The sequence below is a fragment of the Nonomuraea montanisoli genome, from assembly GCF_013363975.1.
Taxonomy (GTDB): Bacteria; Actinomycetota; Actinomycetes; order Streptosporangiales; family Streptosporangiaceae; genus Nonomuraea; species Nonomuraea montanisoli.
This window is the reverse complement of record NZ_JABWGN010000004.1, coordinates 346,114-372,096: the sequence shown is the minus strand read 5'-3', so window position 1 is coordinate 372,096 and position 25,983 is coordinate 346,114. Positions and strand designations below refer to the sequence as shown.

General features: G+C 72.2%; 25 protein-coding genes. 12 read left to right on the top strand and 13 right to left on the bottom strand.

Translation table 11 applies throughout. The features are described 5' to 3' along the window. Together HTZ77_RS11500 and HTZ77_RS11495 are read right to left on the bottom strand one after the other, a co-directional pair. On the bottom strand, nucleotides 1–1,344 hold the full coding sequence (locus HTZ77_RS11500) for an extracellular solute-binding protein (RefSeq protein ID WP_175589493.1): 1,344 nt from the start codon (nucleotides 1,342–1,344) through the stop codon (nucleotides 1–3). Nucleotides 1,345–1,380: 36 nt separating this feature from the next. Beyond that, nucleotides 1,381–2,619, bottom strand: a complete 1,239-nt coding sequence (locus HTZ77_RS11495; protein WP_175589492.1) for an ROK family transcriptional regulator — start codon at nucleotides 2,617–2,619, stop codon at nucleotides 1,381–1,383. A gap of 334 nt (nucleotides 2,620–2,953) precedes the next feature. Between HTZ77_RS11495 and HTZ77_RS11490 the strand changes: the two genes are divergently transcribed. The 4 genes from HTZ77_RS11490 to HTZ77_RS11475 all read left to right on the top strand — a co-directional run bounded on the left by HTZ77_RS11490 (nucleotide 2,954) and on the right by HTZ77_RS11475 (nucleotide 9,086). Then, a complete protein-coding gene (locus HTZ77_RS11490) occupies nucleotides 2,954–5,149 on the top strand; it encodes a HelD family protein (RefSeq protein WP_328808533.1) in 2,196 nt (731 codons plus the stop codon). Nucleotides 5,150–5,811: 662 nt separating this feature from the next. Then, the gene (lnt, locus tag HTZ77_RS11485) at nucleotides 5,812–7,767 is read left to right on the top strand and encodes an apolipoprotein N-acyltransferase (protein WP_328808532.1); all 1,956 of its coding nucleotides are present in this window, start codon (nucleotides 5,812–5,814) and stop codon (nucleotides 7,765–7,767) included. 2 nt (nucleotides 7,768–7,769) lie between these two features. Next, nucleotides 7,770–8,513: a polyprenol monophosphomannose synthase gene (locus tag HTZ77_RS11480; protein ID WP_175589491.1), complete on the top strand. Its 744-nt coding sequence runs from the start codon at nucleotides 7,770–7,772 to the stop codon at nucleotides 8,511–8,513. A 69-nt stretch (nucleotides 8,514–8,582) separates the two neighbouring features. Further along, nucleotides 8,583–9,086: an FxsA family protein gene (locus HTZ77_RS11475; protein ID WP_175589490.1), complete on the top strand. Its 504-nt coding sequence runs from the start codon at nucleotides 8,583–8,585 to the stop codon at nucleotides 9,084–9,086. A gap of 274 nt (nucleotides 9,087–9,360) precedes the next feature. Here the strand turns inward: HTZ77_RS11475 and HTZ77_RS11470 are convergent, their stop codons facing one another. The 4 genes from HTZ77_RS11470 to HTZ77_RS11455 form a co-directional block, all read right to left on the bottom strand. Then, nucleotides 9,361–10,368 carry a hypothetical protein gene (locus HTZ77_RS11470; protein ID WP_175589489.1) on the bottom strand — a complete coding sequence of 336 codons (1,008 nt, stop codon included), beginning with the start codon at nucleotides 10,366–10,368 and terminating at the stop codon, nucleotides 9,361–9,363. A gap of 521 nt (nucleotides 10,369–10,889) precedes the next feature. Then, a complete protein-coding gene (locus HTZ77_RS11465) occupies nucleotides 10,890–11,438 on the bottom strand; it encodes a hypothetical protein (RefSeq protein ID WP_175589488.1) in 549 nt (182 codons plus the stop codon). A 384-nt stretch (nucleotides 11,439–11,822) separates the two neighbouring features. After that, the gene (locus tag HTZ77_RS11460; protein ID WP_175589487.1) at nucleotides 11,823–12,560 is read right to left on the bottom strand and encodes an ABC transporter permease; all 738 of its coding nucleotides are present in this window, start codon (nucleotides 12,558–12,560) and stop codon (nucleotides 11,823–11,825) included. Continuing rightward, nucleotides 12,557–13,231, bottom strand: a complete 675-nt coding sequence (locus HTZ77_RS11455; RefSeq protein ID WP_328808531.1) for an ABC transporter ATP-binding protein — start codon at nucleotides 13,229–13,231, stop codon at nucleotides 12,557–12,559. The genes HTZ77_RS11460 and HTZ77_RS11455 overlap by 4 nt, the downstream gene beginning before the upstream one ends. A 222-nt stretch (nucleotides 13,232–13,453) precedes the next feature. Here HTZ77_RS11455 and HTZ77_RS47410 point away from each other — a divergent pair, with 222 nt between their 5' ends. Together HTZ77_RS47410 and HTZ77_RS11445 are read left to right on the top strand one after the other, a co-directional pair. Further along, on the top strand, nucleotides 13,454–14,635 hold the full coding sequence (locus HTZ77_RS47410) for a sensor histidine kinase (RefSeq protein WP_175589485.1): 1,182 nt from the start codon (nucleotides 13,454–13,456) through the stop codon (nucleotides 14,633–14,635). A 3-nt stretch (nucleotides 14,636–14,638) separates the two neighbouring features. Beyond that, the gene (locus HTZ77_RS11445; protein ID WP_175589484.1) at nucleotides 14,639–15,277 is read left to right on the top strand and encodes a response regulator; all 639 of its coding nucleotides are present in this window, start codon (nucleotides 14,639–14,641) and stop codon (nucleotides 15,275–15,277) included. Between the two features lie 122 nt (nucleotides 15,278–15,399). Here HTZ77_RS11445 and HTZ77_RS11440 read toward each other — a convergent pair whose 3' ends face one another. Next, entirely contained in the window at nucleotides 15,400–15,951 is a 552-nt protein-coding gene (locus HTZ77_RS11440; protein WP_175589483.1) for a TetR/AcrR family transcriptional regulator, read from the bottom strand. Between the two features lie 94 nt (nucleotides 15,952–16,045). Here HTZ77_RS11440 and HTZ77_RS11435 point away from each other — a divergent pair, with 94 nt between their 5' ends. The 3 genes from HTZ77_RS11435 to HTZ77_RS11425 all read left to right on the top strand — a co-directional run bounded on the left by HTZ77_RS11435 (nucleotide 16,046) and on the right by HTZ77_RS11425 (nucleotide 18,405). Further along, complete coding sequence (locus HTZ77_RS11435) at nucleotides 16,046–16,378, top strand: antibiotic biosynthesis monooxygenase (protein ID WP_175589482.1); 333 nt, start codon at nucleotides 16,046–16,048, stop codon at nucleotides 16,376–16,378. 129 nt (nucleotides 16,379–16,507) lie between these two features. Then, nucleotides 16,508–17,209 carry a helix-turn-helix transcriptional regulator gene (locus HTZ77_RS11430; protein ID WP_175589481.1) on the top strand — a complete coding sequence of 234 codons (702 nt, stop codon included), beginning with the start codon at nucleotides 16,508–16,510 and terminating at the stop codon, nucleotides 17,207–17,209. Nucleotides 17,210–17,235: 26 nt separating this feature from the next. After that, nucleotides 17,236–18,405: a cytochrome P450 gene (locus HTZ77_RS11425; RefSeq protein WP_175589480.1), complete on the top strand. Its 1,170-nt coding sequence runs from the start codon at nucleotides 17,236–17,238 to the stop codon at nucleotides 18,403–18,405. 49 nt (nucleotides 18,406–18,454) lie between these two features. Here the strand turns inward: HTZ77_RS11425 and HTZ77_RS11420 are convergent, their stop codons facing one another. Beyond that, complete coding sequence (locus HTZ77_RS11420; RefSeq protein WP_175589479.1) at nucleotides 18,455–19,153, bottom strand: response regulator; 699 nt, start codon at nucleotides 19,151–19,153, stop codon at nucleotides 18,455–18,457. Further along, nucleotides 19,150–20,397, bottom strand: a complete 1,248-nt coding sequence (locus HTZ77_RS11415; RefSeq protein WP_175589478.1) for a sensor histidine kinase — start codon at nucleotides 20,395–20,397, stop codon at nucleotides 19,150–19,152. The genes HTZ77_RS11420 and HTZ77_RS11415 overlap by 4 nt, the downstream gene beginning before the upstream one ends. Before the next feature lie 372 nt (nucleotides 20,398–20,769). Here HTZ77_RS11415 and HTZ77_RS11410 point away from each other — a divergent pair, with 372 nt between their 5' ends. Next, complete coding sequence (locus tag HTZ77_RS11410) at nucleotides 20,770–21,351, top strand: hypothetical protein (protein WP_175589477.1); 582 nt, start codon at nucleotides 20,770–20,772, stop codon at nucleotides 21,349–21,351. A gap of 55 nt (nucleotides 21,352–21,406) precedes the next feature. On the opposite strand, the gene HTZ77_RS11405 is transcribed toward HTZ77_RS11410, so the two are convergent. Further along, nucleotides 21,407–21,889, bottom strand: coding sequence for a hypothetical protein (locus HTZ77_RS11405; RefSeq protein ID WP_175589476.1), 483 nt, complete (start codon nucleotides 21,887–21,889; stop codon nucleotides 21,407–21,409). 197 nt (nucleotides 21,890–22,086) lie between these two features. Here HTZ77_RS11405 and HTZ77_RS11400 point away from each other — a divergent pair, with 197 nt between their 5' ends. Next, a complete protein-coding gene (locus HTZ77_RS11400; RefSeq protein ID WP_175589475.1) occupies nucleotides 22,087–22,614 on the top strand; it encodes a GNAT family N-acetyltransferase in 528 nt (175 codons plus the stop codon). Nucleotides 22,615–22,875: 261 nt separating this feature from the next. Beyond that, nucleotides 22,876–24,039: a DUF5685 family protein gene (locus tag HTZ77_RS11395; RefSeq protein WP_175589474.1), complete on the top strand. Its 1,164-nt coding sequence runs from the start codon at nucleotides 22,876–22,878 to the stop codon at nucleotides 24,037–24,039. 136 nt (nucleotides 24,040–24,175) lie between these two features. On the opposite strand, the gene HTZ77_RS11390 is transcribed toward HTZ77_RS11395, so the two are convergent. From HTZ77_RS11390 to HTZ77_RS11380, 3 genes are all read right to left on the bottom strand, one after another. Continuing rightward, nucleotides 24,176–24,520 (bottom strand): RNA polymerase-binding protein RbpA, encoded by a 345-nt coding sequence (locus HTZ77_RS11390; protein ID WP_175589473.1) that lies wholly within the window; start codon nucleotides 24,518–24,520, stop codon nucleotides 24,176–24,178. 218 nt (nucleotides 24,521–24,738) lie between these two features. Next, nucleotides 24,739–25,353 carry a hypothetical protein gene (locus tag HTZ77_RS11385; RefSeq protein ID WP_175589472.1) on the bottom strand — a complete coding sequence of 205 codons (615 nt, stop codon included), beginning with the start codon at nucleotides 25,351–25,353 and terminating at the stop codon, nucleotides 24,739–24,741. A gap of 123 nt (nucleotides 25,354–25,476) precedes the next feature. Continuing rightward, nucleotides 25,477–25,977 (bottom strand): nuclear transport factor 2 family protein, encoded by a 501-nt coding sequence (locus tag HTZ77_RS11380; protein ID WP_175589471.1) that lies wholly within the window; start codon nucleotides 25,975–25,977, stop codon nucleotides 25,477–25,479. Nucleotides 25,978–25,983: the final 6 nt, after the last annotated feature.

Genomic DNA, 25,983 nt, shown 5'->3' with positions numbered 1-25,983 from the left:
TCAGCTCCCCGACAGCTTGAGCTTGTCGTCGATCTGCTTGTCCACGGACTTCAGACCGGCGTCCAGGTCGGGCACCGCGCCCTTCTCCCATCGGGTGAAGAACGTGGCCAGCGCCTCCTGGTTGAAGACGCTGTTGACGGCCGACGGCAGCGTCGAGGTCCTCGAGTGGGCGAAGATGTCGAGGAACGTCTGGAAGTTCGCGTCCTTGGTGAGCTTCGGCGACTCCATGGCGGCCCTGGTCGTGGGCACGTTGCGCAGCGCGTTGGACAGCGTCACCAGCGAGCCGGTGTCGGTGGTGAGGTACTTGACCAGCTCCCACGCCTGCTGCGGATGCCTGGCGCCCTTGGGCACGCCGATCACGGTGCCGGCGGTGAAGCCGCTGCCGTACAGCTCGGGCCTGGCGTCGGCGACCGGCAGCGGGGCCGTGCCGTAGTCCATGGCCTTGGCCTTCGGATCGCCCGCGATCATCGCGTTGCGCCATTCGCCGTCGAGGATCATGGCGACCTTGCCGGTGAAGAACGGGTGCTCGGCGCCCCACTCGTCGCCCAGGCCCTTGCGGAACTTCTCCAGCTTGTCGTAGCCGTACCAGTCGACGAGGTCCTTCTGCCAGCGCAGCAGCTCCTTCCACGCCGGGTCGGAGCCGATGGCCGAGGTGCCGTCGTCGTTGTACCACTTCGCGCCCACCATGGGGGCCAGGTGGCTGGGGGAGTTCTCGTAGTACTGGAAGCTCGGGATGAAGCCGGCCACCTTGATGTCGCCGTTCGCGTCGCGCACCGTCAGCTTCTTGGTGAGCGCGGTCAGCTCCGACAGCGTCCTGGGCGGCCGGCTGCCCTTCATCAGCGCCTTGTTGTAGTAGAGGCCGTACGCGTCGGCCAGCAGCGGCAGCGTGCAGCGCTTGCCGGCGTACTCGGTGTAGGTCCGCGCCACCTGCGGCAGCACGCCGAGGTCGATGCCGTCCTGGGCGATGACGGGGGTGAGGTCCTGGAACGATCCCGACCTGCACCACTGGGCGACGTTGTCGGTGGTGAAGGAGGCCGCCACGTCGGGGGCCTTGCCGCCGCGGATGGCCTGCGTGATCTGGTCGTCCTGGACGCCCTTGACGGCCTTGACGGTGATCTGCGGGAACTTCTGGTTGAACCCGGCGATGGCGTCCTCGAACGCCTTCACCTCGGCGGGCGTGGAGAATCCGTGCCACAGTTCGAGGGTGGCCGCCGGGAGGGAGGGCGCGGCCGAGCCGGAGGGCGCGGGGCGGGCGCCGAGCGACGGCGCCGCCTCCTTGCCCGCGGTGCAGGCGGTCAGCGCCAGGGCGGTGAGCCCGGCGACCGCGAGGGGGACGAAGCGCACGGGGGGTGCCTCCTCATCATGGGGGGACGGGGGAGTTCATGCCGGAGTCGTGGCGGCCCGCACGGTGTCCGGGGTGAAGCCGAACACCTCGGCGCGGGCCAGGTCGAGGGCGAGGTCGAGGGCTCCGGCGAGCACCGGGTTGCCCTCGACGGACGACAGCCGCAGGCGCGGCCGGGGGATGGTGAGGGCGTGCAGCTCGTGCTCGACCAGCTCGCGCAGGGGCTCGCCGCCGGCCAGCACCATGCCGCCGGCCAGCACGATGAGACCGGGGTCGAGCACGGAGGTGATCGCGGCCAGGCCCACCGCGAGGCGGGCGGCGATGTCGCGCAGCCCGGCCCGGGCGTCCTCGGCCCGCCGCGCGTCGCCGCCGCCGCGCGCGGCGGACTCGGCCGCGCGCACCGCGTTGGCGACGGCCTGCCGGAAGTCGGCGCCGCGCACGCCGTACGAGCGCAGCAACCGCAGGACGGCGGGGCCGCCGGTGAGCGCCTGGTAGCCGTGGTTGGCGTAGCGCCCGGCCTCGCGGGCCGTCGGCGCGCCGGGCGTGGGCATGTAACCGACCTCGCCGGCGCCGCCCGTGGCGCCCCGGTGCATCCGCCCGCCCAGCACCACGGCCGCGCCGATGCCCTCGTCGGCCCACAGCAGCACGAAGTCGGGATGGCCGAGGGCGGCGCCGTGGGCCTGCTCGGCCAGCGCGGCGAGGTTGACGTCGTTCTCCACGGCCACGGGCACGCCGAGGCCCTCCGCCAGCGCCGGCACGAGGCCGGGGATCTGCCAGCCGGGCATGTCCTTGGCCGTGGCGTACCCCAGGGCGCCCGTGGACGGGTCGAGGGCGGCCTGCACGCCGATGACCACCTGCCGCAGCCGGTCCGGCGGGCTCGCGCCCTCCAGGGCCGCGCTGAGCCGCTCGACGAGCTCGCCGCCGGGGCGGCGCGGCGTGGGCAGCGTGTGCTCGCCGACGACGGTGCCCGTGATGTCGGCGACGCGCGCCTCGATGCGGCCGGGGGTAACGTCCAGGGCGCCCACGTACGCGGCGGCGGGGTTGATCCGGTAGACCTCCGCCGTACGGCCCGGCAGGCCCTCGCGGACGCCGTCCAGCACCACCAGGCCGGCCTCCTGGAGGCGGGCGAGGAGCTGGGAGGCCGTCGGCTTCGACAGTCCGGTCAGGGTGCCGATCTCGGGGCGGGTGAGCGGTCCCCGGTCGAGGAGGACCCGCAGGGCGGCGCGGTCGTTGATGGCGCGCAGCAGGCTCGGAGTCCCGGGGACCGGACCGCTCACGTGTGCTCCTTCGCTCTGAGACGGTGAGTTAGGAAACTTTCCTAACTCACCGAGAACGTAAGGAGTCGGCGGGGTCCTGGTCAAGAGCCGCAACCAAGCCGTGACCGTACCTGGGGGAGGGGATGGCGCGGAAAGATGGGAGTGCCTCAACAGGCGTGCTAGTGTCGTCGTTTGTCGTAACAACAAGCAGAATGGCCCGGAGTGTCCCATTAACAACAATAATGGTCTGGCGACAACCCGTCAAACGGAGCTCGCCAGGGAGCAGGAGTACGTCGCCCGCCTCTACGAGCGGCTCGACACGCTGCGCGACCGCACCCAGAGTCAGCTCAAGGAGGTGCTGGCCACGGGAGCCGTGGGAACGATGCAGAACCGCTCCGAACGCGACACCTTCGCCGGCATGTACGCCTCCCGGCTGGCCCGGCTGTGGGCGGTCGAGCGGGGCCTGGTCTTCGGCCGCCTCGACCACGTCGAGGAGGGCCGCCTCTACATCGGCAAGCTGGGCCTCACGGACGACGAGCAGGAGCGGCTGCTCATCGACTGGCGCGCCCCCGTCGCGCAGCCCTTCTACCGCGCCACCCCGGCCGCGCCGATGGGCCTCACCCGCCGCCGGCACCTGCAGACCAAGGGGCGCGTCGTGGTCGGCGTCGACGACGACCTGCTCGACCTCGACGCGCTCAGCGACGACGACCGCGCGACGCTCAACGGCGAGGCGGCGCTGCTGGCCGCGCTCGACGAGCAGCGCACCGGCCGCATGCGCGACATCGTCGCCACCATCCAGGCCGAGCAGGACCGCGTCATCCGCTCCGACCTCAACGGCGTCCTCGTCGTCCAGGGCGGCCCCGGCACCGGCAAGACCGTCGTCGCCCTGCACCGCGCCGCCTACCTCCTCTACACCCACCGCGAGCGGCTGGAGCGGCGCGGCGTCCTCGTCCTCGGCCCCAACCCGACGTTCCTGCGCTACATCGAGCAGGTCCTGCCGTCCCTCGGCGAGAACGACGTGCTGCTGTCCACGGTCGGCGAGCTCTACCCCGGCCTGACCGCCACCGCCCGCGAGCGGCCCGAGGCGGCCGCGGTCAAGGGCGACCTGCGGATGGCGGAGGTGATCGCCCGCGCGGTCCGCGACCGCCAGCGGGTGCCGCGCAAGCCGATCGAGCTCGACCTCGGCCGCCACGCCCTCACCGTCGACCGGGCGATGCTCGACGCGGCTCGCAACAAGGCCACCCGCTCGCGCCGCCCGCACAACCAGGCCCGCGCGGTCTTCGTCCGGTCGCTGCTCAACGCCCTCGCCCGGCAGGCCGCCCGCAAGCTCGGCAAGGGCCTCATCGAGGAGGACGAGCTGGCCGACCTGCGCGAGGAGCTGCGCACCGAGCCGGCGGTCAAGTCCGCGCTCAACCGGCTGTGGCCGTACCTGACCCCGCAGCGGCTGCTGCTCGGCCTGTACGGCTCGCCCGAACGGCTCGGCTACGCCGCCGCCGCGCTCAGCCCGGAGGAACGCGCGCTGCTGCGCCGCGACGGCGGCGCCCCCTGGACCGAGTCGGACGTGCCGCTGCTGGACGAGGCCGCCGAGCTGCTCGGCGAGATCGACGAGCAGGTGCTGCGGGCCACCGCGCTCCAGGCCGAGGAGGAGCTGGCCGCCGCCCGCCGGGCCGAGGAGCACGAGCGCGAGGCCGAGCTCGCCTACGCGCGCGAGGTGCTGGAGCTGACCGGGCTGTCCGACGTCATGGAGGCCGAACGGCTGGCCGAGCGCCAGCGGGGCGAGGGCCCCTATCTCACCACCGCCGAGCGGGCCGCCGCCGACCGCGCCTGGGCCTACGGCCACGTCATCGTGGACGAGGCGCAGGAGCTGTCGCCGATGGCGTGGCGGGCCGTCATGCGGCGCGTGCCCACCCGGTCGATGACCATCGTCGGCGACGTCGCCCAGACCGGGTCCGCGGCCGGCGCCCGTTCCTGGGGCGGGGTGCTCGACCCGTACGTGGCCGGGCGGTGGCGGCAGGAGCGGCTCACCGTCAACTACCGCACCCCGGTCGAGCTCATGGAGGTGGCCGCGCGCGTGCTGGCCGCCATCGACCCGTCGCTGGAGCCGCCCGCCTCGGTGCGCGAGACCGGGGCGCGGCCGTGGGTGGCGCCGCTGGCGGAGCTGCCCGAGCTGGTCAAGGCGGAGGCCGCCGAGGGCGGCAAGGTCGCCGTCGTGGCGCCCGACGCGCTGCTGGCCGGGATCGGCGAGGCCGTCTGCCGGGCCGTGGACGGCGCGGTCGTGGTCGCGCCCGGCTCCGGGCGGAGCGGGGGAGCGGTGGCCCTCGACGCGCCGGTGGCCGTGATGGGCGTGGCGGAGGCCAAGGGGCTGGAGTTCGACTCGGTGATCGTGGCCGAGCCGGGCCGCGTCGTCGCCCAGTCGCCGCGCGGGCTCAACGACCTGTACGTCGCGCTGACCCGGGCGACGCGCCGGCTGGGGGTCGTCCACGAGGAGCCGCTGCCGGAGCCGCTGGCGGGCCTGGAGGCGCGGGGAAATCTACCGACAAACGGTCTTTAGGGCGCTTGGGGGCGGCAGGCCAAGCATGTCCTACCTGCGAAAACTTGATGTTCCCGCTGATCGGGACACGGTTGACATCTGAGGTGGAGTCGGTAGTTTGCTGCGCAGTCCAGCACGGGACTTGGCCGGTTGGCCGTCTCTGACATCGTCGGATCCTGCGTCCGTGACGGAGCGTGACTCCGTCCACACAGCCAGGTGCAGGGCCGTCGGTCCGTCGAGTCGGGGCACCCCAGCCGGGCGGGGGGTTGGACCCGGGACGGGCCCGGTAGCCCAGTAGACAACGGAATTCCGCGCTCGCCGCCGACGAGACGGGTCCGGTCCGAAGGGTTTCCGGGCCCTCTTCCCGCTCTCGTGCGCAGGATCGCCATCAGCGCCGGGTGGTCCCACGGCTCCGTCTGACCGGGGATCACCCAGCCGCTGTCCGCGCTCGCCACCCGCGATCCGCCCCCCGCCCGCCCGTCGCCCCGCGATCGGCTCCTGCGATCGCCCCTCGATGCCGGGGTGTCGCCCCTGCCTGGGACCCCTATTCTCGGAGGAGGACGCGCCTCGCGACCGGATGGTCGCCCAGGAGCGGTACCGTTTCGGCAAGAACGCGTTTCGCCCCGGGCACCAGCCGGGGCTCCGCGGGGACCGCCCGCGGCGGAAGGGGAGCAGGCGGAGTGGTGCAGGAAAGGACGGGCCTACCGCCCACCGGCGGCGATTCCACACGCCCCCGTCCCACCACCCCATCCCCCGACCGCACGGGCAGCGTCACCGACGTCGTCTCCCTTGACCGTGCGGGCAGCGTCACCGACGTCGAGTCCTCCTACCGCGCGGACACCGGCACCCCCGGCACCACCGGCTCCCCACTCCACGACGCCACGGGCACCGCCTCCGAGGCTGGGCCCCGCGAGACCGCCCCCGACTCGGCGCCCCGCGACAGCGCGGGCGCCGAGGGCCCTGCCGTGGCCGGGGCGGTCGTGGAGCCGCCCGAGAGCGCCCGCGGGGCCGGGGCGGTCGTGGAGCCGCCCGAGAGCACCCCGCCCCCCGGCAGCCCCGCCGAGGCGGCCGTGAGGCCCGGGAGGCCGGCGCGTGAGCCCGTGCGTGTCCTGCTCGCCCGGGTGGTCGCCGCGGCCGCGGGCGGGATCCTGCTGTTCCTCGCCTTCCCGCCGCTCGGCTGGTGGGTCACCGCGCCGCTCGGCATCACGCTGGTCGTGGCCTCCGTGTACGGCACCCGCCCCCGCCGCGCCGCCTGGCTCGGCTACCTGGCCGCCGCCGTCTTCCTCGTGCCCACGCTCTCCTGGGTGCGCACCATCGGCGACGACGTGTGGGCGATGCTCGTGGCCGTGGAGAGCCTGTTCTATGCCGCGATGGCCGCTCTGGCCTCGCCGGTGTTCCGGCTGCGGCTGTGGCCGCTGTGGTTCGCCGGGCTCTGGGTGGCCATGGAGTGGGCGCGCGGGCTGGTGCCCATCGGCGGTTTCCCCTGGGCGCGGCTGGCCTTCAGCCAGGGCGAGTCGGCCTACACCGGCTTCGCCGCGGTCGGCGGCGCGCCGCTCGTGTCGTTCGCCGTCGTGCTGTCCGGCGCCCTGCTGGCCCACGCCCTCGTGAGCCGCGTCCTTCCGGCGTACGCCGCCCGTCCCGCGCGGGGCGGCGCGGCGCGGAAGCTGGCGCCGGTCGCGCTCGCGGTGGCGGTGCCCGCGCTCACGCTCGCCGTGCCGCACCCGGGCGACGAGGGCCGCACCGTCAACGTCGGCATCGTGCAGGGCAACGTGCCCGGCCGCGGCATGTACGCCCTGGGCGACGAGCCGGCCGTCGTGCTGAAGAACCACTCCGCCGAGACCGAGCGCCTGGCCGCCGCCGTGCGGGCGGGCAAGCTGCCCCGGCCCGATCTCGTCGTCCTGCCGGAGAACTCCACCGACATCGACCCCTACCGTGACGCGTTCGCCCGCGCGACCATCGACGCCTCCGTCAAGGCGGTGGGCGTGCCCACCCTGGTCGGCGCGGTCGTGGCCATCGGCGACACGGAGCGCGCCACCCGCAGCCTCGTCTGGGACCCGGTCACCGGGCCCGGCGCCCACTACGACAAGCAGAACCTGGTGCCCTTCGGGGAGTACACCCCGTTCAAGGACATCGTGCTCGCGCTGTGGCAGCGGGCGAGCCTGGTCGGCCGGCAGTCCGTGCCCGGCACCCGGCCGGGCGACCTGAAGATGGGGCCCGTGACGGTCGGCGCGGTCAACTGCTACGAGGTGGCCTACGACGGCACCGTCCGCGGCACCGTGCGCACCGGGGCGAGCCCGATCGTGGTGCAGACCAACAACGCCTCCTACGCGCTGTCCAACCTGCCGCCCCAGCAGCTCGCCATGTCGCAGATCCGGGCCGTGGAGCACAACCGCGCGGTCGTGACGGCCGCGACCACGGGGATCTCCGCGTACGTCACGCCTGACGGTAAGGTCTCCTGGCGTACCCGCGAGCTCGTCGCGGACATGAACGTGGTGACGGTGCCCGTGCGCACCCGCGAGACGATCGCCACCCGGGTCGGCGCGCTGCCCGAGTGGGCGCTCGCGCTGATGGGCGTGGCGGCCGTGGGCGTCGCCGTGTGGCGCGGCAGGCGGCAAGCCGACCGGACGGGGAAGGGCTGATCATGGAGACTCTTGGCCGAGTGCTCGTCATCGTGCCGACCTACAACGAGCGCGGCAACGTCCCGGTGATCGTCGAGCGGGTGCGGGCGGCCCTGCCGGAGGCCCACCTGCTCGTGGTGGACGACAACAGCCCCGACGGCACCGGCGAGGTCGCCGACGGGCTCGCGGCCGAGGACGACCACGTCCACGTCCTGCACCGGCCCGGCAAGGAGGGGCTCGGCGCCGCCTACATCGAGGCGTTCCGCTGGGGCCTCGGCGAAGGCTACAACGTGCTGGTCGAGATGGACGCCGACGGCTCCCACCAGCCGGAGGAGCTGCCCAAGCTGCTGGAGGCGCTGGCCGGCGGCGCCGACCTGGCCATCGGCTCGCGCTGGGTGCCCGGCGGCGAGGTGGTCAACTGGCCCGTCGCCCGCGAGCTGCTCTCGCGCGGCGCCAACGTCTACACCCGGATCATGCTGGGCCTCGCCGTCCGCGACGCGACCGCGGGCTTTCGCGCCTACCGGGCCGAGACGCTCGAGAAGATCGGCCTGGCCGACGTCGAGTCGCAGGGCTACTGCTTCCAGGTCGACCTCACCCTGCGCACCGCGCGGCACGGGCTGCGGGTGGTGGAGGTGCCGATCACGTTCGTCGAGCGGACCGTCGGCACCAGCAAGATGAGCCGGCGCATCATGACGGAGGCGTTCTGGCGGATCGCCGTGTGGGGTTTCACGGGTCTGCCGGCCCGCTTCGGCAGGAGACGCATCTGATCGCGGAACGCGGCGGCCCCGCCGGTCGTTGTTCCTTCCGTACGCGCGTGTGCTGAAATCGAGGAAACGATGCGGCTCCTGCTGTTCCTGGCCTTCCTGGTCGTACCCGTCCTGGAGATCTGGCTGCTCATCCAGGTCGGCTCGGTCATCGGCGGCTGGCCGACCGTGGCCCTGCTGATCGCCGACAGCCTGCTCGGTGCCTGGCTCGTGCGCCGCGAGGGCCGGCGCGCCTGGCGGGCGCTGCAGGAGGCGCTGGGGTCCGGGCGCATGCCCGACCGCGAGCTGGCCGACGGCGGGCTCATCCTCGTGGGCGGTGCGCTGCTGCTGACGCCCGGCTTCTTCACCGACATCGCCGGGTTCCTGTGCGTGCTGCCGTTCACCCGGCCGCTGATGCGCCGCCTCGGGGCGTGGTTCTTCGACCGCCGGGTCAAGCGCATGGCCGCCGCCTCGCCGTACGCGCAGCTCTTCCCTGAGCCGTTCCCGGGCGCGCCGGACGCCGCGGCCGACGGCGGCCCCGCGCGTGGCGGCAAGGTGGTCCACGGCGAGGTCCTGCGCGAGGACCGCGAGTCGTAGCCCGTCGAAGTCGCTGATGGGGCTTCAGGACGAAGGGCATGGTCCTTCGCGGGGCGCTTCGCGCCATGGGGCTCCGGGCAGCGCTCCGCGGGGGCAAGCCCCCACACCCCCGTCCGGGGGTCTTCCGGCCCCCAGCCCCCCGGCGTGGGCCAGGAGAGGGCGGTCGCCAAGCGCCGCACCTGGCACCTTCCGCTTCGAGCGGATAACCGCGCGAAACTCTTCGCTCACCCCCGTCGGCGTTCTTGGTGTGAAGGCCACCGGTCGGGCATGGCGATCAGGTCGTCCCGATGGCGAACAGTTCGGTGTTGCCGGTTACGCCGTTGATCGAGAACACCGAGGTCATCTTGGCGGCGCCGTTGAAGTTCGGGACCCAGGTGCCCCAGTCCCCCGAATTGTTCATGGCGGTCTGGTACAGGGTTCCGTCGGCTCCGATGCCGAAAAGTTCGGTGTCGCCGGCGACGTCATTGATCGAGAACGCCGAGGTCATCTTGGCGGCGCCATTGAAGTTCGGCTCCCACGTGTCCCAGTCACCTCCCAAGTAGTAGGTGCGGTAGAGGGTGTCGTCGGTCCCGATGCCGAACAGTTCGGTGTTGCCGGAGGCGTCGGCGTATATCGCGAACACCGAGTTCATCTTGGCGGCGCCGTTGAAGTTCGGGGTCCACTCCGTCCAGGACCCCTCGTCCCAGCCGACCGTGCAGTAGTACAGGGTTCCGTCTGTCCCGATGCCGAACACCCCGGTGTCGCCTGTCTGTATGCCGCCGGCGATGAGCGAAACCGCGAACACCGAGACCATCGGGGGCGCGCTGTTGAAGTACGGGGTCCACGGGTCCCAGCGCCCCGATTGATCCAAGAAGGTGTGGTAAAGGGTGTTGTCGGTCCCGATGCCGAACAGCTCGGTGTTGCCGGTGTTGGCGTTCATCGCGAACACCGAGGCCATGTGGCACCCGCCGAGGAATTTACGGGTCCATTCGTACCACGACCCCGAATCGTCCATATAGGTGTGGTAGAGGTTATGGTCGGTCCCGATGCCGAACAGCTCGGTGTTGCCGGAGACGCCGTAGATCGAGAACGCCGAGGTCATCTTGGCGGCGCCGTTGAAGTTCGGGGTCCACTCGTCCCAGTACCCCGATTTGTTCATGGCGGTCTGGTACAGGGTTCCGTCGGCTCCGATGCCGAACAGTCCGGTGTTGCCGGCGACGTCATTGACCGCGAACACCGAGGTCATCTTGTCGGCGCCGTTGAAGTTCGGGGTCCAGACCTCCCACGCCCCCGAATCGTTCATTGAGGTGTGGTAGAGGGTTCCTGCGGGGAGAGACTCGTCTCGTACGGGCTTCTCCCGCCCCATTTGCGCTACCATTGCAGCCTCTTTCTATGTCGACGCAACTCGTCGCAAATGTCACTTTTACTACGGTCGCGGTATCCGCTATCTATGGTCGAGTGCCCGTCGGTGGCCCACCTATCCGCGCCGCCGAGCGCTATTGCTCGACATCGAAAGTAACTTTGCCTCCTTTTATCCCAGGTTTCCCACTGAACTATGGCATTGGTAGACTCTGTGGCTCATAAACGATGCTTCGCACCTTCTGTCGCGCTCAGCGCCAGAAGGGGGCTTAAATCACGGATAGCGCCATCATTCTTATGGTCGTGGGATCATGGAAATGGGGTCTGCCTGTGCTTTCACGCGGGCCGCCTGGCGGGCGCGCGAGGACCGCATCGGGCCGCGCGTCCAGCGCGATCCGTGATCCGCAGGCCCAAGCCGCGTTCACAGGGCAGACGACTGCTCCCCATGGCCGGCGCGGGGTGGCGTCAGCGCGTCCTGGCGGCCGGTGTCGTACGGGGCTCGCCGCCGGTGGTCGCTTGCAGATGCTCCACCAGGGCCGGCTCGCGGAGGCAGGCGGTGCAGTCAGGGTCGCCGTCGACCGGCCGTGCCTCCTGCGGGGTGAAGCCGAACCCGCACAGCGTCGTCGGCCAGGACTCCAGCCGGGGGGCCGGGACGTAATGCGAGCCGCGGTCGGTACCGGAGGCGGCGTCCACGACCCGGACCGCGGTCACCAGGCCGCCGTCGTAAGGCGCGTGCTGGGGCCAGCGGTAGGCCTGCGACAGATCGCAGCGCATCCGGTAGTCCGGCCCCGTCCACGTGCGTCCGTTGAGCACCTGGTTGGCCGCGTCGATGGCGTCGGCCAGGCATTCGAAGGAGATGTCATGGTCCTCCATGTGCGACCAGGAGCCCTGGCCGTGCCCCGGGGCCAGGTTCCGGAAGGTCAGCAGCAACCGCCACAGATCAGTACGGCTCACCCGGACGGTGTCGGTGTCCGCGTCGTAGCTGTGCGGACCGTCGCTGGTCTTCTTCGGCACGAGGTGCCCCTCTCGATGGTGTGCGATCCCGGGGTCCCCTTCTTGGGACCCGGGCCGGGGACATCTCGCATCTTGTCCGGCCGGCGGCCGCGGGCGCAGGTGTTTCCCTGCGGCGGGTTGAGGCGTTGACAGGTGTCGGTCCGTGTAGGCCGGTGTGGGGCACCTATAGGCCATGACGGCCTTCGCCATCACGCTCGACGCGGTCGAGGCGGCTGGCCTGACCAGTGAGGACGTGGTCATGGTGCGCTACTACCTGGTGGACGACAGCCACCACGACGCGGTCGGCACGGCGTTGTCGAAGGTGCTCGTGCACGTCAGGCCGGCGTGCACGGGCATCAAGGTGGCGGGACCCGGCACCGATCGCAGCCAACGGCCCCGCCGCCGTCAGCCGATCTCCTTCCTCGAGATGCGCAGCATTCCTGCGGCCATCGGAACGACGATCCACACGAACACCGACACGGCCAGCCGAAGGGCGGCGTCGCCGGTGAACCCGCCGTTCATCAGGGGGTTGGTAGTGCGGTTGAGGTCGAGCCAGTCCGCCAGGATCGCGCCCATGTCGCCGAGCCGGGCCACAGCGCTCCACAGGGCCGTGCCGGCCAGACAGATCACGATCGCCGCCGGCGCGTTCAACAACACCAGACCCATGCCGAGGCCCTGGCCGGTCAGCAGCACCATCGTCGCGATCCAGCCCAGCACCTGGGCGGGCGCGACGGTCCACGTGGCCTCGACGCCGTGAACCGCGGCGGCGACGGCGGTCATGGGCAGGGCCGCCAGCAGTGCGAGCACGCAGCCCGCCACGGTGGCCGTCAGTGGCGGCAGGCACTTGGCCGCCAGCACCCGCCCGCGCCGGGGCTCCAGCGCGAACGTGGTCAGCGCGGTGCGATGCCGCCATTCGCTGGTCACCGTGAGAATGGCCAGCACGGGCAGCAGCGTCCCGAGCGGGATGGCGGCGGTCCCGGCCAGGGTGAACCAGCGCGGCTCCGACGTGAGGCCCCGGGCGACGACGGCCGCGAGCGCCAGCCCGATCGCGCTCACCGCGAGGATGAGACCGCTGCGCGTGTCGAACAGCTTGCGGGTCTCGACCCGCAGCAGCCTGGTGAACGGAATGTCGGTAGGGGTCATGCGGCGCTCCTGTCGGCTTGGGCGGTCAGTTCGAGGAAGGTCCGCTCCAGGCCGCCACCGCGGGCGAGCTCGGCGACGGAGCCCCGGGCGAGCACGCGACCGCGTCCGATCATCACGATCTGGTCGGCGACCTGCTCCACCTCGTGCAGCAGGTGGGAGCTGAGCAGCACCGCGCAGCCGGAGTCGGCCAGGCTGCGCAGCAGCCCGCGCATCCACTGGATGCCCTGCGGGTCGAGGCCGTTGGCGGGCTCGTCCAGCACGAGCGCCTCAGGCCGGCCGAGCAGCGCGTGGGCGATACCGAGCCGCTGCCGCATGCCCAGCGAATAGCCGCCGACGGCCCGCCTGCTCTCCTTGCCGGTCAGCCCGACCAGTTCCAGGCTCTCTCCGACGCGCGAGCGGGGCAGGCCCAGCATCATCGCCCCCAGCGTCAGGACCTCCCGCCCACTGCGCCCCGGATGCAGGGCGCCGGCGTCGAGCAGCGTCCCGACCCGGCGGCCGGGACAGACGAGTTCGGCGTACGGCAGCCCGAACACGGTGGCCGACCCCGACGTCGGCCGCGAGAGCCCGGTCAGGACGCGCAGAGCCGTCGACTTTCCCGCGCCGTTGGGCCCGAGGAACCCGGTGACGCTGCCTGCCTCGACGGTGAAGGACACCTCGTCGAGGGCTTTCACCCCTTTGTATGTCTTGCTGACGCAATGGAATTCGATCACGGTCCTAGTTCACCGGGTTCCCCGCCTCGGGTCATCGGACCCAGGGCGATGGCCACCGGCCGAGAGATGGACCCAGGGCTACCCGTTCTGGACCCTGGTAGCTAGGGGCGGCTCCAGTACTTCCTTAGGCTGTCGGGTGTGAATGAGCCAGGGGCGGATGAGCGGGGCGTCGGTGAGCCGGGCGTGAAAGAGAAGAGCCGGGGCGAGGCTCTGCGCTACCTCTGCGCCACTGTGCCCGCGCTGTTCGTCGGCGGGATCTCGATCCTGTCAGCCCTGAACCGCGAGGTCGCCCCCGGCCTCGCCCAGATTGCGCTGGATCTGGCCCTGTTCGGGGCCGGTCTGGCGCTGATGCGATGGCGGCACCGCTTCCCCTGGCAGGTCGCGCTGGCGACCGCGCTCCTGACCCTCTACTCGACCACCGCGGCCGGCCCCGCCTACGTCACCTACGTCTCCCTGTGCACGCATCGCCGCTGGCGCCAGATCGTCCCGATCGCCCTCGCCGTGTGGCTGTGCCCAGCGACGCAGATCCTGTGGCGGAGCGCCGACCGGCTCAGGGTCGTCTCCGTCACGAGCGTCACGATCGTGACCGGCAGCGTGATCGTCGGCGGGCTGACCGTCTTCGGCCTCTACCTGAGCGCGCGGCGCGACCTGGCCGCCTCGCGGCGACAGGCCGCGCTCGAGGCGCAGGCGCACCGCGTCGAGCAGGCCAGACTGACCGAACGGGTCAAGATCGCCCACGAGATGCACGACGTGCTGGCACACCGGATCTCCCTGCTGGCGATGCTCGCCGGAGGCCTGGCGCACCGCACCGACCTCACCGCCGAGCAGACCCGCAAGGCGGCCCAGGCGATACAGGAGAACGCACACCAGTCGCTCAACGAGCTGCGCACCGTACTCGGCACATTGAGCCGCGACGGCGGCGTCGAGGACCCGCAGCCGAACCTGGCCGACCTGGACGCCCTGTTCGACGAAGTACGCGTGGCCGGGCAGCGGGTCGAGGTGACCGACACCATCGACGGGCGCGAGTTGCTGCCGGCGCAGACCGGGCGGCACGCGTACCGGATCGTGCAGGAGGCGCTGACCAACGCGCGCAAGCACGCGCCGGGCGCCCGGGTGAGAGCCGAGCTCGGCGGACGACCAGGCCAGGGCTTGCGGATCCGGATGAGCAACCCGGCTCCATACGCCGGATCGTCCGGCTCCGGCCCCGGCTCCGGCTCCGGCCCCGGCCTCGGCGGCCCTGGCCCTGGCGGGCGGCTGGGCCTGGTCGGGCTGGCCGAGCGTGCCCGGATGGCCGGCGGCACCATGAACCACGCGGTCCAGGACGGACGCTTCATTCTCGACGTGCGGCTGCCATGGGAGGCTTGACCCGTGATCAGAGTGGTGATCGTGGACGACGACCCGATGGTACGCACGGGGTTGCGCCTCATCCTCGGCGGCGAGCCCGACCTGGATCTCGTCGGCGACGCGGCGGACGGCAGGCAGGCCATGACCGTGGTCCGCGACATGCGGCCCGACGTCGTCCTGATGGACATCCGGATGCCGGTCCAGGACGGGCTCACGACCACCGAGCTGCTGCTCGATCGACCGTCGCCGCCGCGCATTCTGGTGCTGACCACGTTCGACGCCGACGACATGGTGCTGCGCGCGCTGCGGCTCGGCGCGCACGGCTTCCTGCTGAAGGACACGCCGCCGGCGAAGATGATCGAGGCTGTGCGCGCGGTGGCCAGGGGCGAGCCGGCCCTGTCACCGAGCGTCGCCCACCAGGTGATCGCGGCGGCGACCGGCCGGTACAAGCCGCAGGCCGTCAAGGAGCTGGACCAGCTCACCGCGCGCGAGCGCGAGGTGGCGATCGAGGTGGCCAAGGGCAGCTCGAACCCCGAGATCGCCACGAACCTGTCGGTGAGCGTGGCCACGGTGAAGGCCAACATCACCCGCATCTTCGCCAAACTCGGCACCGACAGCCGCGTGGACGTGGCGAACACGGTACGCGACGCCGGCCTCCTGTAGTCCGAAAGCGCTCGGTGGCTGAGCGGGCGGCAGTGAAACCCGGCGTACGCCACGCGCTGGATCAATGTGCGCGACCATACTGATCGATCGGCTACGAGTAGAGCCCAGCAGCCTCGTGTCGATCACGTTGCCAGAAGGATGTCGGCCGCCCGGGCGATGACCTGCTCGCGGTTGCGGCCGAGGTGCTCCGCGGCGAGGAAGTGACTGCCGATCGCCATGCAGAATGCCAGCAGGCTGCGGGCCTCGACCTCGTCCGGGTCGGAGCAGAAGGTGCCGATCATCTCGCGCAGCAGAGCCATCCGCCGGTTGTCCACCCGGCGCAACCGGACGGCGACGGCCGCGTCATGCCGGGCCCAGTCACGGATGGCGAGATCGATCGGGAGCAGACGGTCGGCGGAAAGAGTGAGCCGGCCGGCCAGCTGGATCTTGGCTCGCGGATCACCGCCCTCCTCCTCGATCCTGCTGAGGACATCGTCGACACTCTCCCGCTCCCAGGCTTCCAACATCTCCTCGAGCAGGGCGTTCCGGTCCGCGAAGTATCCGTAGAAGCCGCCCTTGGTCACCCCGAGCGCCTTGGCGAGAGCCTCGACCCGCACCGCCTCCGGACCGCCTTCCGCCAAGGCCTTCAGGCCCTGCTCGACCCATGCTTCACGAGGGGTCCTGATCGCACCCACGATGTGACTCCTCTCACACGCCCACCATCTATACGGCAGCGTATATAAGGGGCTACGGTCCTCAATATACGGCAGCGTATATGAGGAGGTCGTCATGAAGACAGGCTTCATCGCCTATCACTATCCGTACGCCCACTACCGCGATCAGTTCGCCAGGCACGTGGAAGGAGTGGCCCGGGTCTTCCGCAACGTGACCGGCTGCCTCTCAGCCGATTGCTGGCTTGCCGAAGACGGTGAATCCGTCGTCTCCATCGTGAAGATGGACTCTCCGGGGGCGCTTGAGGCGGCGTTCGCGACGCTTCGGTCAGCGGAGACGAAGGAGGCCCTTGAGGCGGAGTTCGGCGCGTCCCCACCCGGGAGCGTTGATGGCACCAACGACGAACTCTTCGTCCGCCCCCACGTGATCCATCAGATCGTGTCCCTCTGAGACCGCTGCGTTCCTCCAACGATTCCTTTGTCGCCATCGCCGCAACCCTCATGTGCTGCCGCCGACTCACCGGACGAGTCGTCTTCTTAATCGCTGGCGAACGCGGCGGGCACCCGGTTGACTGCGCTGGTGACCGCTTTGACCGTGCCTGCCGACCTGGCCCACCTGGTGGCCGGGAGCTGGGTGCTGGATGGCGACGCGGTGCCGAGGGGGTTGCCGCACCCCGCCGTCGACCTGCTGGTCATGCCGGACGGGGCATGCTGGCTGGCCGGTCCTGAGACGCGCGTCCGGCGGGGACCGCTGCCCGAGGGCGGGCCCCTGGTCGGGGTGCGGCTGCGACCGGGGACGGTGACCGGGCTGTTCGGGGTCGCGGCCGACGAGGTGCCGCTGGCCGGGGCGCCCATCGAGGTCGGGCGGCTGGACGGGCCGGTGACCGAGCGGCTGGCCGGGGCGCTGGCACTGGTGCGGGCGCGGGCCGGGCGATGCCGGGTCGACGAGCGGGTGCGCGTCGTACTGGCGGCGATGCACGCGGCGCCGGGTGCGCCGGTGGACCGGCATGCCGTCCGGGCCGGATTGTCCGAGCGGCAGCTACGGCGGCGGTTCGGGGCGGCGGTCGGGCTGCGGCCCAAGTCGTACGTGCGCGTGGTGCGGCTGCACCACGCGCTCGCCGCCGCGCACGCCGCGCTGGCCAGGGGCGAGCGCCCGGACTGGGCGGCCATCGCCGTGCGCAGCGGCTGCTACGACCAGTCACACCTGCTCGCCGAGTTCCGGCACGCGGTGGGGGCGTCGCCGGCCACGTTGCTGCCGGTGTCCGTTTTCTCCAAGCCTTGACCAGCCCGGGCCCACACACTCGGCGCATGGCTGATGACGGCGTCAAAGAGATCTTCGACTGGTACGGGCAGACCGCACGGGACGGTCTCGCCGGGGACGGCGTGCGTTTCGTCGAACCGCTCGGGGCCTGGGTGGTGCACGGCTACACCGAGGTGAGGCGGGTGCTCACCGACTACCCGGTGTTCTCGTCCGACGAGCTGCGCCACAGCGCGCGACCCGTGCCGCACCGGGACAATCCGATTCTCGGCGGCCTGTCGGCGATCGACCCGCCCCGGCACCACCTGCTGCGCCGGCTGGTCAGCCGGGCCTTCACACCCCGCGCGATCCGGGCGTTGCTTCCCTCGATCACCGACACCGTGCGGACGCAACTGGCCGAGGTGGACGGTGAGCTGGACGTGATCGGCCGGCTCGGTCACCCGTTGCCGGTGCGCACCATCGCCGCGCTGCTCGGAGTGGAGGCGGACCGGCAACCGGACTTCGTGCGCTGGACCGAGGCGATCACCTCCTTCGCCGGCTCGTTCAGCGAGGACCCGGCGCGCCAGGCCGCGTTCCGCGCCGCGCACGCCGAGCTGGCCGCGTACTTCCGCCAGGTGTTCGCCGAACACCGCGCCCGACCCCGGGGCGACGTGATCGACACCCTGCTGGCCGCCGAGCCGGACGGCAGCCGGCTCTCCGACGAGGAGGTGCTCGACTTCTGCACGCTGCTGCTCATCAACGGCCACGAGACGACCAAGACCCTGCTGGTCAACATCGTGCTGTGCCTGGCGGCACACCCGGAAGCGCTGGCCCGGCTGCGCGCCGACCCTGGACTGGTGCCCGATGCCGTCGAGGAGGTGCTGCGGTTCCTCCCCCCGATCGGTGGCACCGACCGGTTCACCACCGGTCCGACCAGCATCGCCGGGCACCCCATCGAGGCCGGCCGGCGGGTGATCGCCATGGTGCTCTCGGCCAACCGGGATCCCCGGGTGTTCGCCGAGCCGCAGGAGTTCCGGCCCGGCCGGACGCCCAACGAGCACCTGTCCTTCGGCCATGGTGTGCACTTCTGCCTCGGCGCGCACCTGGCCCGGCACGAGGTCGCCATCGCGGTTCGCGCACTGCTGCACCGGTTCCCCGGTCCGTGGGCGACGAGCCGGATCGCGACCGAGCGCACCCCGGTCGGCATCGACGTGCTCGATCTGGCGCTGGTCAGCCCGTAGGCAGGGGACCCCGGATCCGGCCCGGCGTGGCCGCGCTTCCCGGGGGCGTTCACAGGAGCCGGTGATCCCTGGCGTAGACGGCGGCCTGGGTCCGGTCGCGCAGGCCCAGCCGGCCGAGGATCCGCGAGATGTGGTTCTTCACCGTGCCCTCGCTGAGGTACATGCGTGCCGCGATCTCCCTGTTGGTCGACCCGGTCGCGATGAGCCGCAGGACCTCGATCTCGCGCGGCGTCAGGACCGAGGCCGGTGACGGCCCGGCGTCGCGGCCGGGTCCCGGCTCGGACGGCAGGGCGGCGGCCAGGCGCAGGGTGACCGAGGCGTCGAGCTGGGCGACGCCGGCGGACGCCAGCCGCACCGCCTCGGCGAGCCGGGCGGCGGGGAGGTTCTTCAGCAGGTAGCCGGCCGCGCCCGCCCGCAGCGCCTCGACGACGTACTCGTCGTTGTCGAAGGTCGTCAGCATCACCACGCGACAGGCGGGGGCCCGGTGGCGCAGGACCGACACCGCCTCGACGCCGTTCATGCGCGGCATGCGGACGTCCATGAGGACCACGTCCGGCTCCAGCGAGAGCGCGGCCTCGACGGCCTCCCGGCCGTCCGCGGCCGTGCCCACGACGACGATGCCGGGCTGGATGCCGAGCAGGGAGGCGATGCCCTCGCGGACCAGTTCCTGGTCGTCGACGACCAGCACCCGCACGCGCTGCTCGCCTGGTCCGGCCGGACCGTTGGGGTCCGCGGGGGAGAGCGTCATCGGCCCACCGCCGACCGGCGCGGCACGGTCACGGTGACGGTGGTGCCGTGCCCCGCCTGGCTCGTGACGGCGACGGCTCCGCCGGCGAGGCGCATCCGCTCCCGCATCCCGCGCAGGCCGACCCCCCGCTCCTCCCAGGGGCCGGGGGGAAGGCCGGTGCCGTCGTCCGTCACGACGAGCAGCGCCTCCACGTCCCCGCAGGTCGCCGAGACCGTGACCCGTCCGGCGGCGGCGTGTCTGAGGGCGTTGGTCAGCGCCTCCTGCGCGGCGCGGTACAGCGCCCTCAGCGCCGCGGCGTCGTAGCCCGCCTCGTCGCCGGCCGTCTCCAGGGTCACGTGCGGACGGGCGCCGTCCAGGAGCCGTACGAGCTCGGCGAGCGCCTCCGACAGGCGGAACGGCCCCGCCTCCCCGCGCAGCGCGCGTACCGAGTGACGGACCTCCTCCAGGGCCCGCGCGGCCGACGTCCGCGCGTCGGCCAGGGCGCGCTCGGCGGTGGGCCGGTCGCGGTCGAGGAACGCCTCCGCCTTCTCCATCTGCACCGCGGCGGCGGTGAGGTGATGCCCCAGACTGTCGTGGATCTCGCGCGCCACCCGGTTGCGCTCCTCGGCCGCCGTGAGCTCGGCGACGCGCTCGGCGTACCTGCTGAGCCGCGTGTGGGACTCCGCCACCTCGTGCAGCGCGTGCTCCAGTCGCGTACGCGACTCCTGCTCGCCGACCGCCACGGCGGCCATGGCGACGGCGAGGACCAGGCCCAGGACGAACATGAGCAGGTCGGAGACGTAGGCCGCGTTCAGGTACCAGCCCGGCGCGGCGATCGAGAACCACGCGACCAGCAGGCCCAGGCACACGGCGGCCAGCGCGATCGCGACACGGCGGCCGAAGGCGAAGTACGCGGTGAACGGCAGCAGGACCCACAGCACCCGGGACAGGCCGGCCGGATCGGCGGCCGCGACCACGACGAACAGGGCCAGCCGGGCTCCCGCGAGGGCGGCGGCGGGGCCCTTGGGCGTCCGCGCGCGGTAGCAGCGCCGCTCCAGCACGTCCAGGCCGGACAACGCCGCCAGACCGGCGACGAAGACGGCCACCGCGGAGGGCGGCGGAGGGACGGCGGCGACGGCGTCGTGGTACAGCCCGGCCGCCAGAACCGCGGCGTAGAGCACCGGCGCGACCCACGGCACCGGACGCCCGGACGCGCGTGACGGGGTGTCGGCGGCCGGGGCGAGCGCGGTCGGTGACGGAGTCATCCCAAACCCTCCCTACCGGTACGGCGGCACGCCGCCTCCCGGGCGGCACGTCCCTCACGGCCGTGCCCGGCTCGCGCGACCTCGGTGAGGGGAACGGGAGCCGCTCGTGTGCGGCGGCGGGTCCCCGTCCGTCCGGCCGGAGCGCCCGCCGTCAGGCTACGCCCCGCTTCCGCCGGGGGTCGATCGTCGCGGGCCGGTTCTGGCCGGACGGCACATGCCGACCGGCACGGTCGGCTCCGGATCCGGCGGCCCCGCCCGGCGTACGCGCCGTGACCTCCGGACGTGAGCCGGGACGACCGGCATCTGCACCCGCCGGCCCCGGGCCTCCTACGGTCGTCACGTCCACTGCCGACGGCAAGGAGCCGCTTCCTCATGACTTCCACCTGGCTGCCGCGCTTCGGCGCGATCTGCGCGATTCTGTTGGGCCTGTCGATCGCGGGCCCGGCACTGGTCGAGGCGTTCACCGGCGAGACCGCCGTGACGAGCTTCGTCCTCGGGCTCGGGACCGCGCTGGGAACACCGGCCCTGACGGTCCTCTACCTCCACCAGGCCGCCGCCGGCGGGCGCTTCGGGCTCGTCGCGTACGCGGTGAACGTCGTCGGGCTCGGCCTGTTCGCCGGTGTCGCGTTCACCCTGAACCTCGTGCTGTTCTACCTGGAGCCCGCGATCGTGGAGCGGTTGCTCCAGGGGCCGACCAGGGCGGCGTTCCTCGCCGCGACCGCGGTGTTCGTGGCCGGCACGGTGCTGTTCGCCGTCTCGATGGCGCGCTCGCGGATCTTCCCCCGGCCCGCCGTGTACGGGTACGGTGTCGCGCTGCCGCTGCTGGCGGTGCTCGCCCCGCTGCCCGACACGCTGCTCACCAGCGCCGTGCACGTGGTGGCGGGCGCGTCGCTGATCTGGCTCGCGCTGCCGGTTCTGCCGCGCCGGACCGCCGTCGTGAACGAGACCGCCTGACGGTGCGGTTCAGCGGCCGGGGTGGAAGGGCAGCGTGGCGCAGCGAGCGGACCGGTCAGGGCTGGTCGCCTCTGGTGGTGTCGAGGCGGGTGAAGGTGGCGCCCTCGACGGCCGCGCGGGCCGCGAGGACGTGGCCGTCGCACAGTTTGGTCACGGTGCCCGCCCGGTCGGTGACCTTCCACGTCACCGGTTCCTGGCACGGCCGGCCGAGCCGGTCATGGTCCCAGCGGCGGCGGCACACCCGGCAGGTGGTGACGCCCCCGCTGGAGGACAGGGTGTTGCCGTGCTCGGGACATACGCCCCACGGGACGCCGCACGCCGGCTCCGGAACGGAGCGGAGCCTGGCCAGGTCGCCCGCCGCGCGCCGCAGATCCTCGCCGCCCCGGTCGAGCCAGTCCGCGGCGTGCAGGGCCGCGCGCAGGTGCTCCCGTTCGAGGGAATCGAGGGCCGGGCTGCCGGCCAGTGCCCGGACCTCCGCGGCGAGGGCCTGGGCGCGGCCGGCGAGGTCGCGTAACCGGGCAGGGGTGATCTCTGTCAAGGCGGCCTCCGGGCAGTGCGACAGGAGAGATCGATGCTCCATGGGCATCGGGGCTGGTGTTCCGTCTCGTTCAATCCTGAGGCATCTCCGCGTTCTCTCGGCATGGTGGATTCGTCGTACCTCTCCATACTGCGGACTGTCTCATCGATGTGGGGGATCAGTTGATTGTCCGGATCGCACGCTGGTAGAACTCGGCGATGCTGACGGGAAAGCTTGTCCGCCTACGCGCCGTCGAACCCACGGATTTCGAGAGCATATGGCGCTGGAGTCACGACCCCGAGGTGATGCGCTGGATGAGCAGCGGCTATCCCGAGTCGTTCGTGCAGGCGCAGGAGCGGCTGGCGGCGGTGTCGCGCAACAGCTACGAGAACTGCCGGTTCATCATCGAGTCGCTCCACGATCAGCGTGCCGTCGGGTTCGTCCGGCTCAGGGACGCCAAGCCGGAGGTCGGGAATGCCGAGCTGGATATCCAGCTCGGCGAAAAGGATGTCTGGGGTCGTGGCTACGCCACTGAGGCGATGCGCCTGATGTGCAGGTACGGCTTCAATGAAATGCGTCTGCACCGGATCACTCTGGACTTCGCGGCAGAGAACACCGCCGCGCGCCGCGTCTACGAGAAGGTGGGCTTCGTCGAGGAGGGCCGCGTCCGCGAGTGCTTCCGTCGTGATGGCAAGTGGCACGACATGATCCTTATGGGCCTCCTTGAAGGCGAACTCCGCGACTGATCGGTGGGATGCCTCATGATCGATGAGGCTGCCTCACATCAGGTGAGACAGGACAGCCGGGCTCCTGCATGGCCTCCGAGGCGTTCTGCACGACCGCCGCCCAGGTCCTGCCGTGGACCTACTACGTCTGAGTTCGGACGCGGACCCGGTCGAGTAGACACATCGTCCCGCTCCGGGGGAGGGCCCGTATCATCCCGAGCCGCTTTCGCAGTACGATCCTCCGACCAATCGCATAGATCGTTCCAAGACCGGCGAGGTTGTGTGTTCGGAATCATCCGCCCCTGCGTCACGCATGCCTGCGCGAGCGTGCGCGACGCGTGGCGCGCCCACCTGTGCGGCCTCTGCCTCACGCTGAGGGACGGGCAGGGGCAGGCCGCCCGGCTGGCCACCAACTACGACACCCTGATCGTCTCGGTGCTCACCGAGGCCCAGCTCCCGTCCGCCTCTCCGCACCGCACCGCGGGCCCGTGCGCGCTGCGCGGCCTCCGCCGGGCCGACGTCGTGGACCATCGGGCGCGGGGGGCGCGGCTGGCCGCCTCGGTGTCGCTGGTGCTGGCCGCCGGGCGGCTCCGCGACCACGCCGCGGACGGCGACGCGGCCCCGGCCGCGGCCGCCGCGAGCCGCCTGCTGGCGACCCGCTGGGAGGCGGCCGGGGCGCGGCTCGGGGCGGAGGTGGGCTTCGACACCGCGACGCTGGCGGCGACGGCCGACCGGCAGATCGCGCTGGAGCGCCGAGCCGCCGCCGCCCTGCTCGACCGGGAACGCCGCGCCGCCACCGCCCTGCTCGACCGGGAACGCCGCGCCGCCACCGCCCTGCCCGACCGGGAACGGCGTGCGGCCGCCCCCGGCGCCGGGGGAGCGGCGGTCGCGCTGCTGGAGCTGACCCGGCCCACGGAGGAGGCGGTCGCGGCGGCGTTCGCGCACACGGCGGTCCTGGCCGGCCGTCCCGGGAACGCCGCGGCGCTGGCCGAGATCGGCACACTGTTCGGCCGCCTCGCCCACCTGCTCGACGCCGCCGAGGACCAGGAGGAGGACGCCGCGCGAGGCGCGTTCAACCCGCTCACCGCCACGGGCACCGCCCGGGAGGAGGCGCGGCGGGTCTGCGACGACGCCGCCCACGGCATCGGGCTCGCCGTACGCGACCTGGAGCTGGAGCAGCGGCACCTCGTGGACGTGCTGCTCGGCACCGAGGTACGGCGGGCGGTGACCCGCGCCTTCGGCGGGCACGAGACGGCGTCCCGGCGGCGTCCCGTCTGGCCCCTGCGGACGGTGGCCGCCGTGGGCACCGTCGTCACCTGCGGGCTGTGGCGGCCCGAGTGGAGCGAGCTGAAGAACGCCGCCTGGGACGAGCGCTGCTTCCTGCGTGACGGGTGCGACGGTTGTGATGGCTGCTGCGACTGCTGCGACTGCTCCTGCGGGAGCTGAACGCCACGAGGGGCGGGCGGCCTCCGTCAGGCCGATCCGCGGGCATGGCGAACGCCGGTCCCCGTCATCGGAGACCGGCGTCCAACAAGGCGCCCCCGGGCGGCTGCCCGGGGGCCCTCACACCGTGAAGATGAGTTCAGGCGCTCTTGCGACGCTGGGCGCGCAGGACGGCCAGCCTCTCGTTGAGCACCTCCTCCAGATCCTCGATCGACCGCCGCTCCAGGAGCATGTCCCAGTGAGTCCGCGGCGGCTTGGTCTTCTTCGACTCGGGCTGCTCGCCGTCCACCCGCGTCGCGGTGGCGCCGCACATGCGGCACTCCCACGTCGCGGGGATCTCAGCCTCGGCGGCGAGCGGTACCTCGAAGAGATGCCCCTTCGGACAGGTGTAAGACACCTCCTGGCGTGGGGCCAGATCCGTGTTACGGTCGTTCTCGTAGCTGGTTGCCCCGAGCCGGGTGCCACGAAGTGCTCGCTCGCCCATGTCTGAATGCCTCCTACAGGGCCCCCATTGCGCGGGGGGTCTGTCTCCCACGGTGTCTAACGCTTGATACCGTGATGGGATTCCCACCCGTGGCGTGATCCAATCGCCCGCGCGCTCAGGAGTTCCCTCCGGAGGCGCGCCAGACCCGGTGCGACCGGCGTTTGCGCATGTGCGGCCGCCAGGTCCGGGCCGGGCGACACCGGCGCCGGCGGCGAAGTTCACGCCGCTGCGGGCGCTCGCCGGCCTGACCGCCACGTCTCGGCCGCCAGCCACAGCCCGCCCACGGCGATGAGCGCGCCGTGCGCGACCCGCAGCGGGTAGGGGCCGAAGAACTGCGGGATGAACAGCGCGAACCCGAGCGCGAGCGGCGCCGCGCTCCACGCGGCCATGAGCCCGGAGCGCCGCACCGCGACGGCGGCCAGCACGGTCCCGACGCCGAGCAGCGCCAGCCCGGCGGCGAACATGGTCATCGCCACGGGATGGAACCGGAACTCACCGGCGAGCTCCATGAGCGCGGGCGCGCCGTCGCGCAACGACCTGCGCGCGATCACGTGCAGCCCGAAGTCCTCGGCGCCGTAGTAGGGGAGCGTCAGGCCCGCGCCCACCCAGGTCACGGCCGCGGCCCGCAGGGACAGCCGGTCGCCGAGCAACTCGCGCAGCCCGAGCAGGCCGAGTCCCAGCAGGACGAACCCCAGCATGGCGGCCAGGTGCCCGACCACCCAGGCGGGCGCGGCCATGGCGGCGGCGTCGTCGCCCGCGGGCCGTACGGCCGGGTAGACGAGGAACAGCAGGCCGGCGGACGCCAGTGCCGCCGAGGTGAGACGAGGACTCATGACCACTCCCAGGTGAAACCATCGCTCTGTGATGAGAGCAATGCTCTCTCCTGGGAGCGGCGTTCGTCAAGAGCAGTGCTCTCTTTTCAGTGCTCCGGCCTCACGAGAAGGAGGGGTCGCGGGTCAGGGGCGGTTCAGCAGCGGGACCAGCGTGCGGTCCCCGAGGCGGGTCATGACCGCCAGCGGCCGCGTGGCCGCCGCCACCAGCACCGCCAGCCCGGGCTTGCCGCCGGCCCGCGCCAGCCGGGGACCCAGGGCCGCCATGAGGGCCGTGAGGCCCGGCAGCGGCCGGATCCACAGGGTGAGGTCCTCGATCAGCCCGTGCTCGTCCAGCCGGAGCAGCGCCGACTCCTCGATGCGCTGCGAGCCCAGCCGGGCGGTGGCCGCGACCATGCGGGTCCGCTCGTCGCCCACGTCGGTGTGGTAGCGCACCTCCGTGAGCGCGCCCAGGGCCGCGGCGAACACCTCGCGCACCCGGTCGTGCCCCTCGAAGGGGGTCGAGCCGGTGAGCGGGGAGTGGAAGGAGATCCGGGGGGACAGGGTCGCCATCACCGCGTCGACGTTCTTGGCCTCGCCCGCCTCGCGGTAGGCCCTCGCAGGTGAGTCCTGAATGTGAACTGACATGAGTTC

Excerpts from the sequence above, each read along its gene's own strand:
- HTZ77_RS11480 (WP_175589491.1), top strand. The coding sequence starts at position 7,770 with ATGGAGACTCTTGGCCGAGTGCTCGTCATCGTGCCGACCTACAACGAG.
- HTZ77_RS11390 (WP_175589473.1), bottom strand. The coding sequence starts at position 24,520 with ATGGGCGAGCGAGCACTTCGTGGCACCCGGCTCGGGGCAACCAGCTAC.
- HTZ77_RS11385 (WP_175589472.1), bottom strand. The coding sequence starts at position 25,353 with ATGAGTCCTCGTCTCACCTCGGCGGCACTGGCGTCCGCCGGCCTGCTG.
- HTZ77_RS11420 (WP_175589479.1), bottom strand. The coding sequence starts at position 19,153 with ATGACGCTCTCCCCCGCGGACCCCAACGGTCCGGCCGGACCAGGCGAG.
- HTZ77_RS11475 (WP_175589490.1), top strand. The coding sequence starts at position 8,583 with ATGCGGCTCCTGCTGTTCCTGGCCTTCCTGGTCGTACCCGTCCTGGAG.
- HTZ77_RS11415 (WP_175589478.1), bottom strand. The coding sequence starts at position 20,397 with ATGACTCCGTCACCGACCGCGCTCGCCCCGGCCGCCGACACCCCGTCA.
- HTZ77_RS11380 (WP_175589471.1), bottom strand. The coding sequence starts at position 25,977 with ATGTCAGTTCACATTCAGGACTCACCTGCGAGGGCCTACCGCGAGGCG.
- HTZ77_RS11425 (WP_175589480.1), top strand. The coding sequence starts at position 17,236 with ATGGCTGATGACGGCGTCAAAGAGATCTTCGACTGGTACGGGCAGACC.
- HTZ77_RS11400 (WP_175589475.1), top strand. The coding sequence starts at position 22,087 with ATGCTGACGGGAAAGCTTGTCCGCCTACGCGCCGTCGAACCCACGGAT.
- HTZ77_RS11460 (WP_175589487.1), bottom strand. The coding sequence starts at position 12,560 with ATGACCCCTACCGACATTCCGTTCACCAGGCTGCTGCGGGTCGAGACC.
- HTZ77_RS11470 (WP_175589489.1), bottom strand. The coding sequence starts at position 10,368 with ATGAACGATTCGGGGGCGTGGGAGGTCTGGACCCCGAACTTCAACGGC.
- HTZ77_RS11410 (WP_175589477.1), top strand. The coding sequence starts at position 20,770 with ATGACTTCCACCTGGCTGCCGCGCTTCGGCGCGATCTGCGCGATTCTG.
- HTZ77_RS11435 (WP_175589482.1), top strand. The coding sequence starts at position 16,046 with ATGAAGACAGGCTTCATCGCCTATCACTATCCGTACGCCCACTACCGC.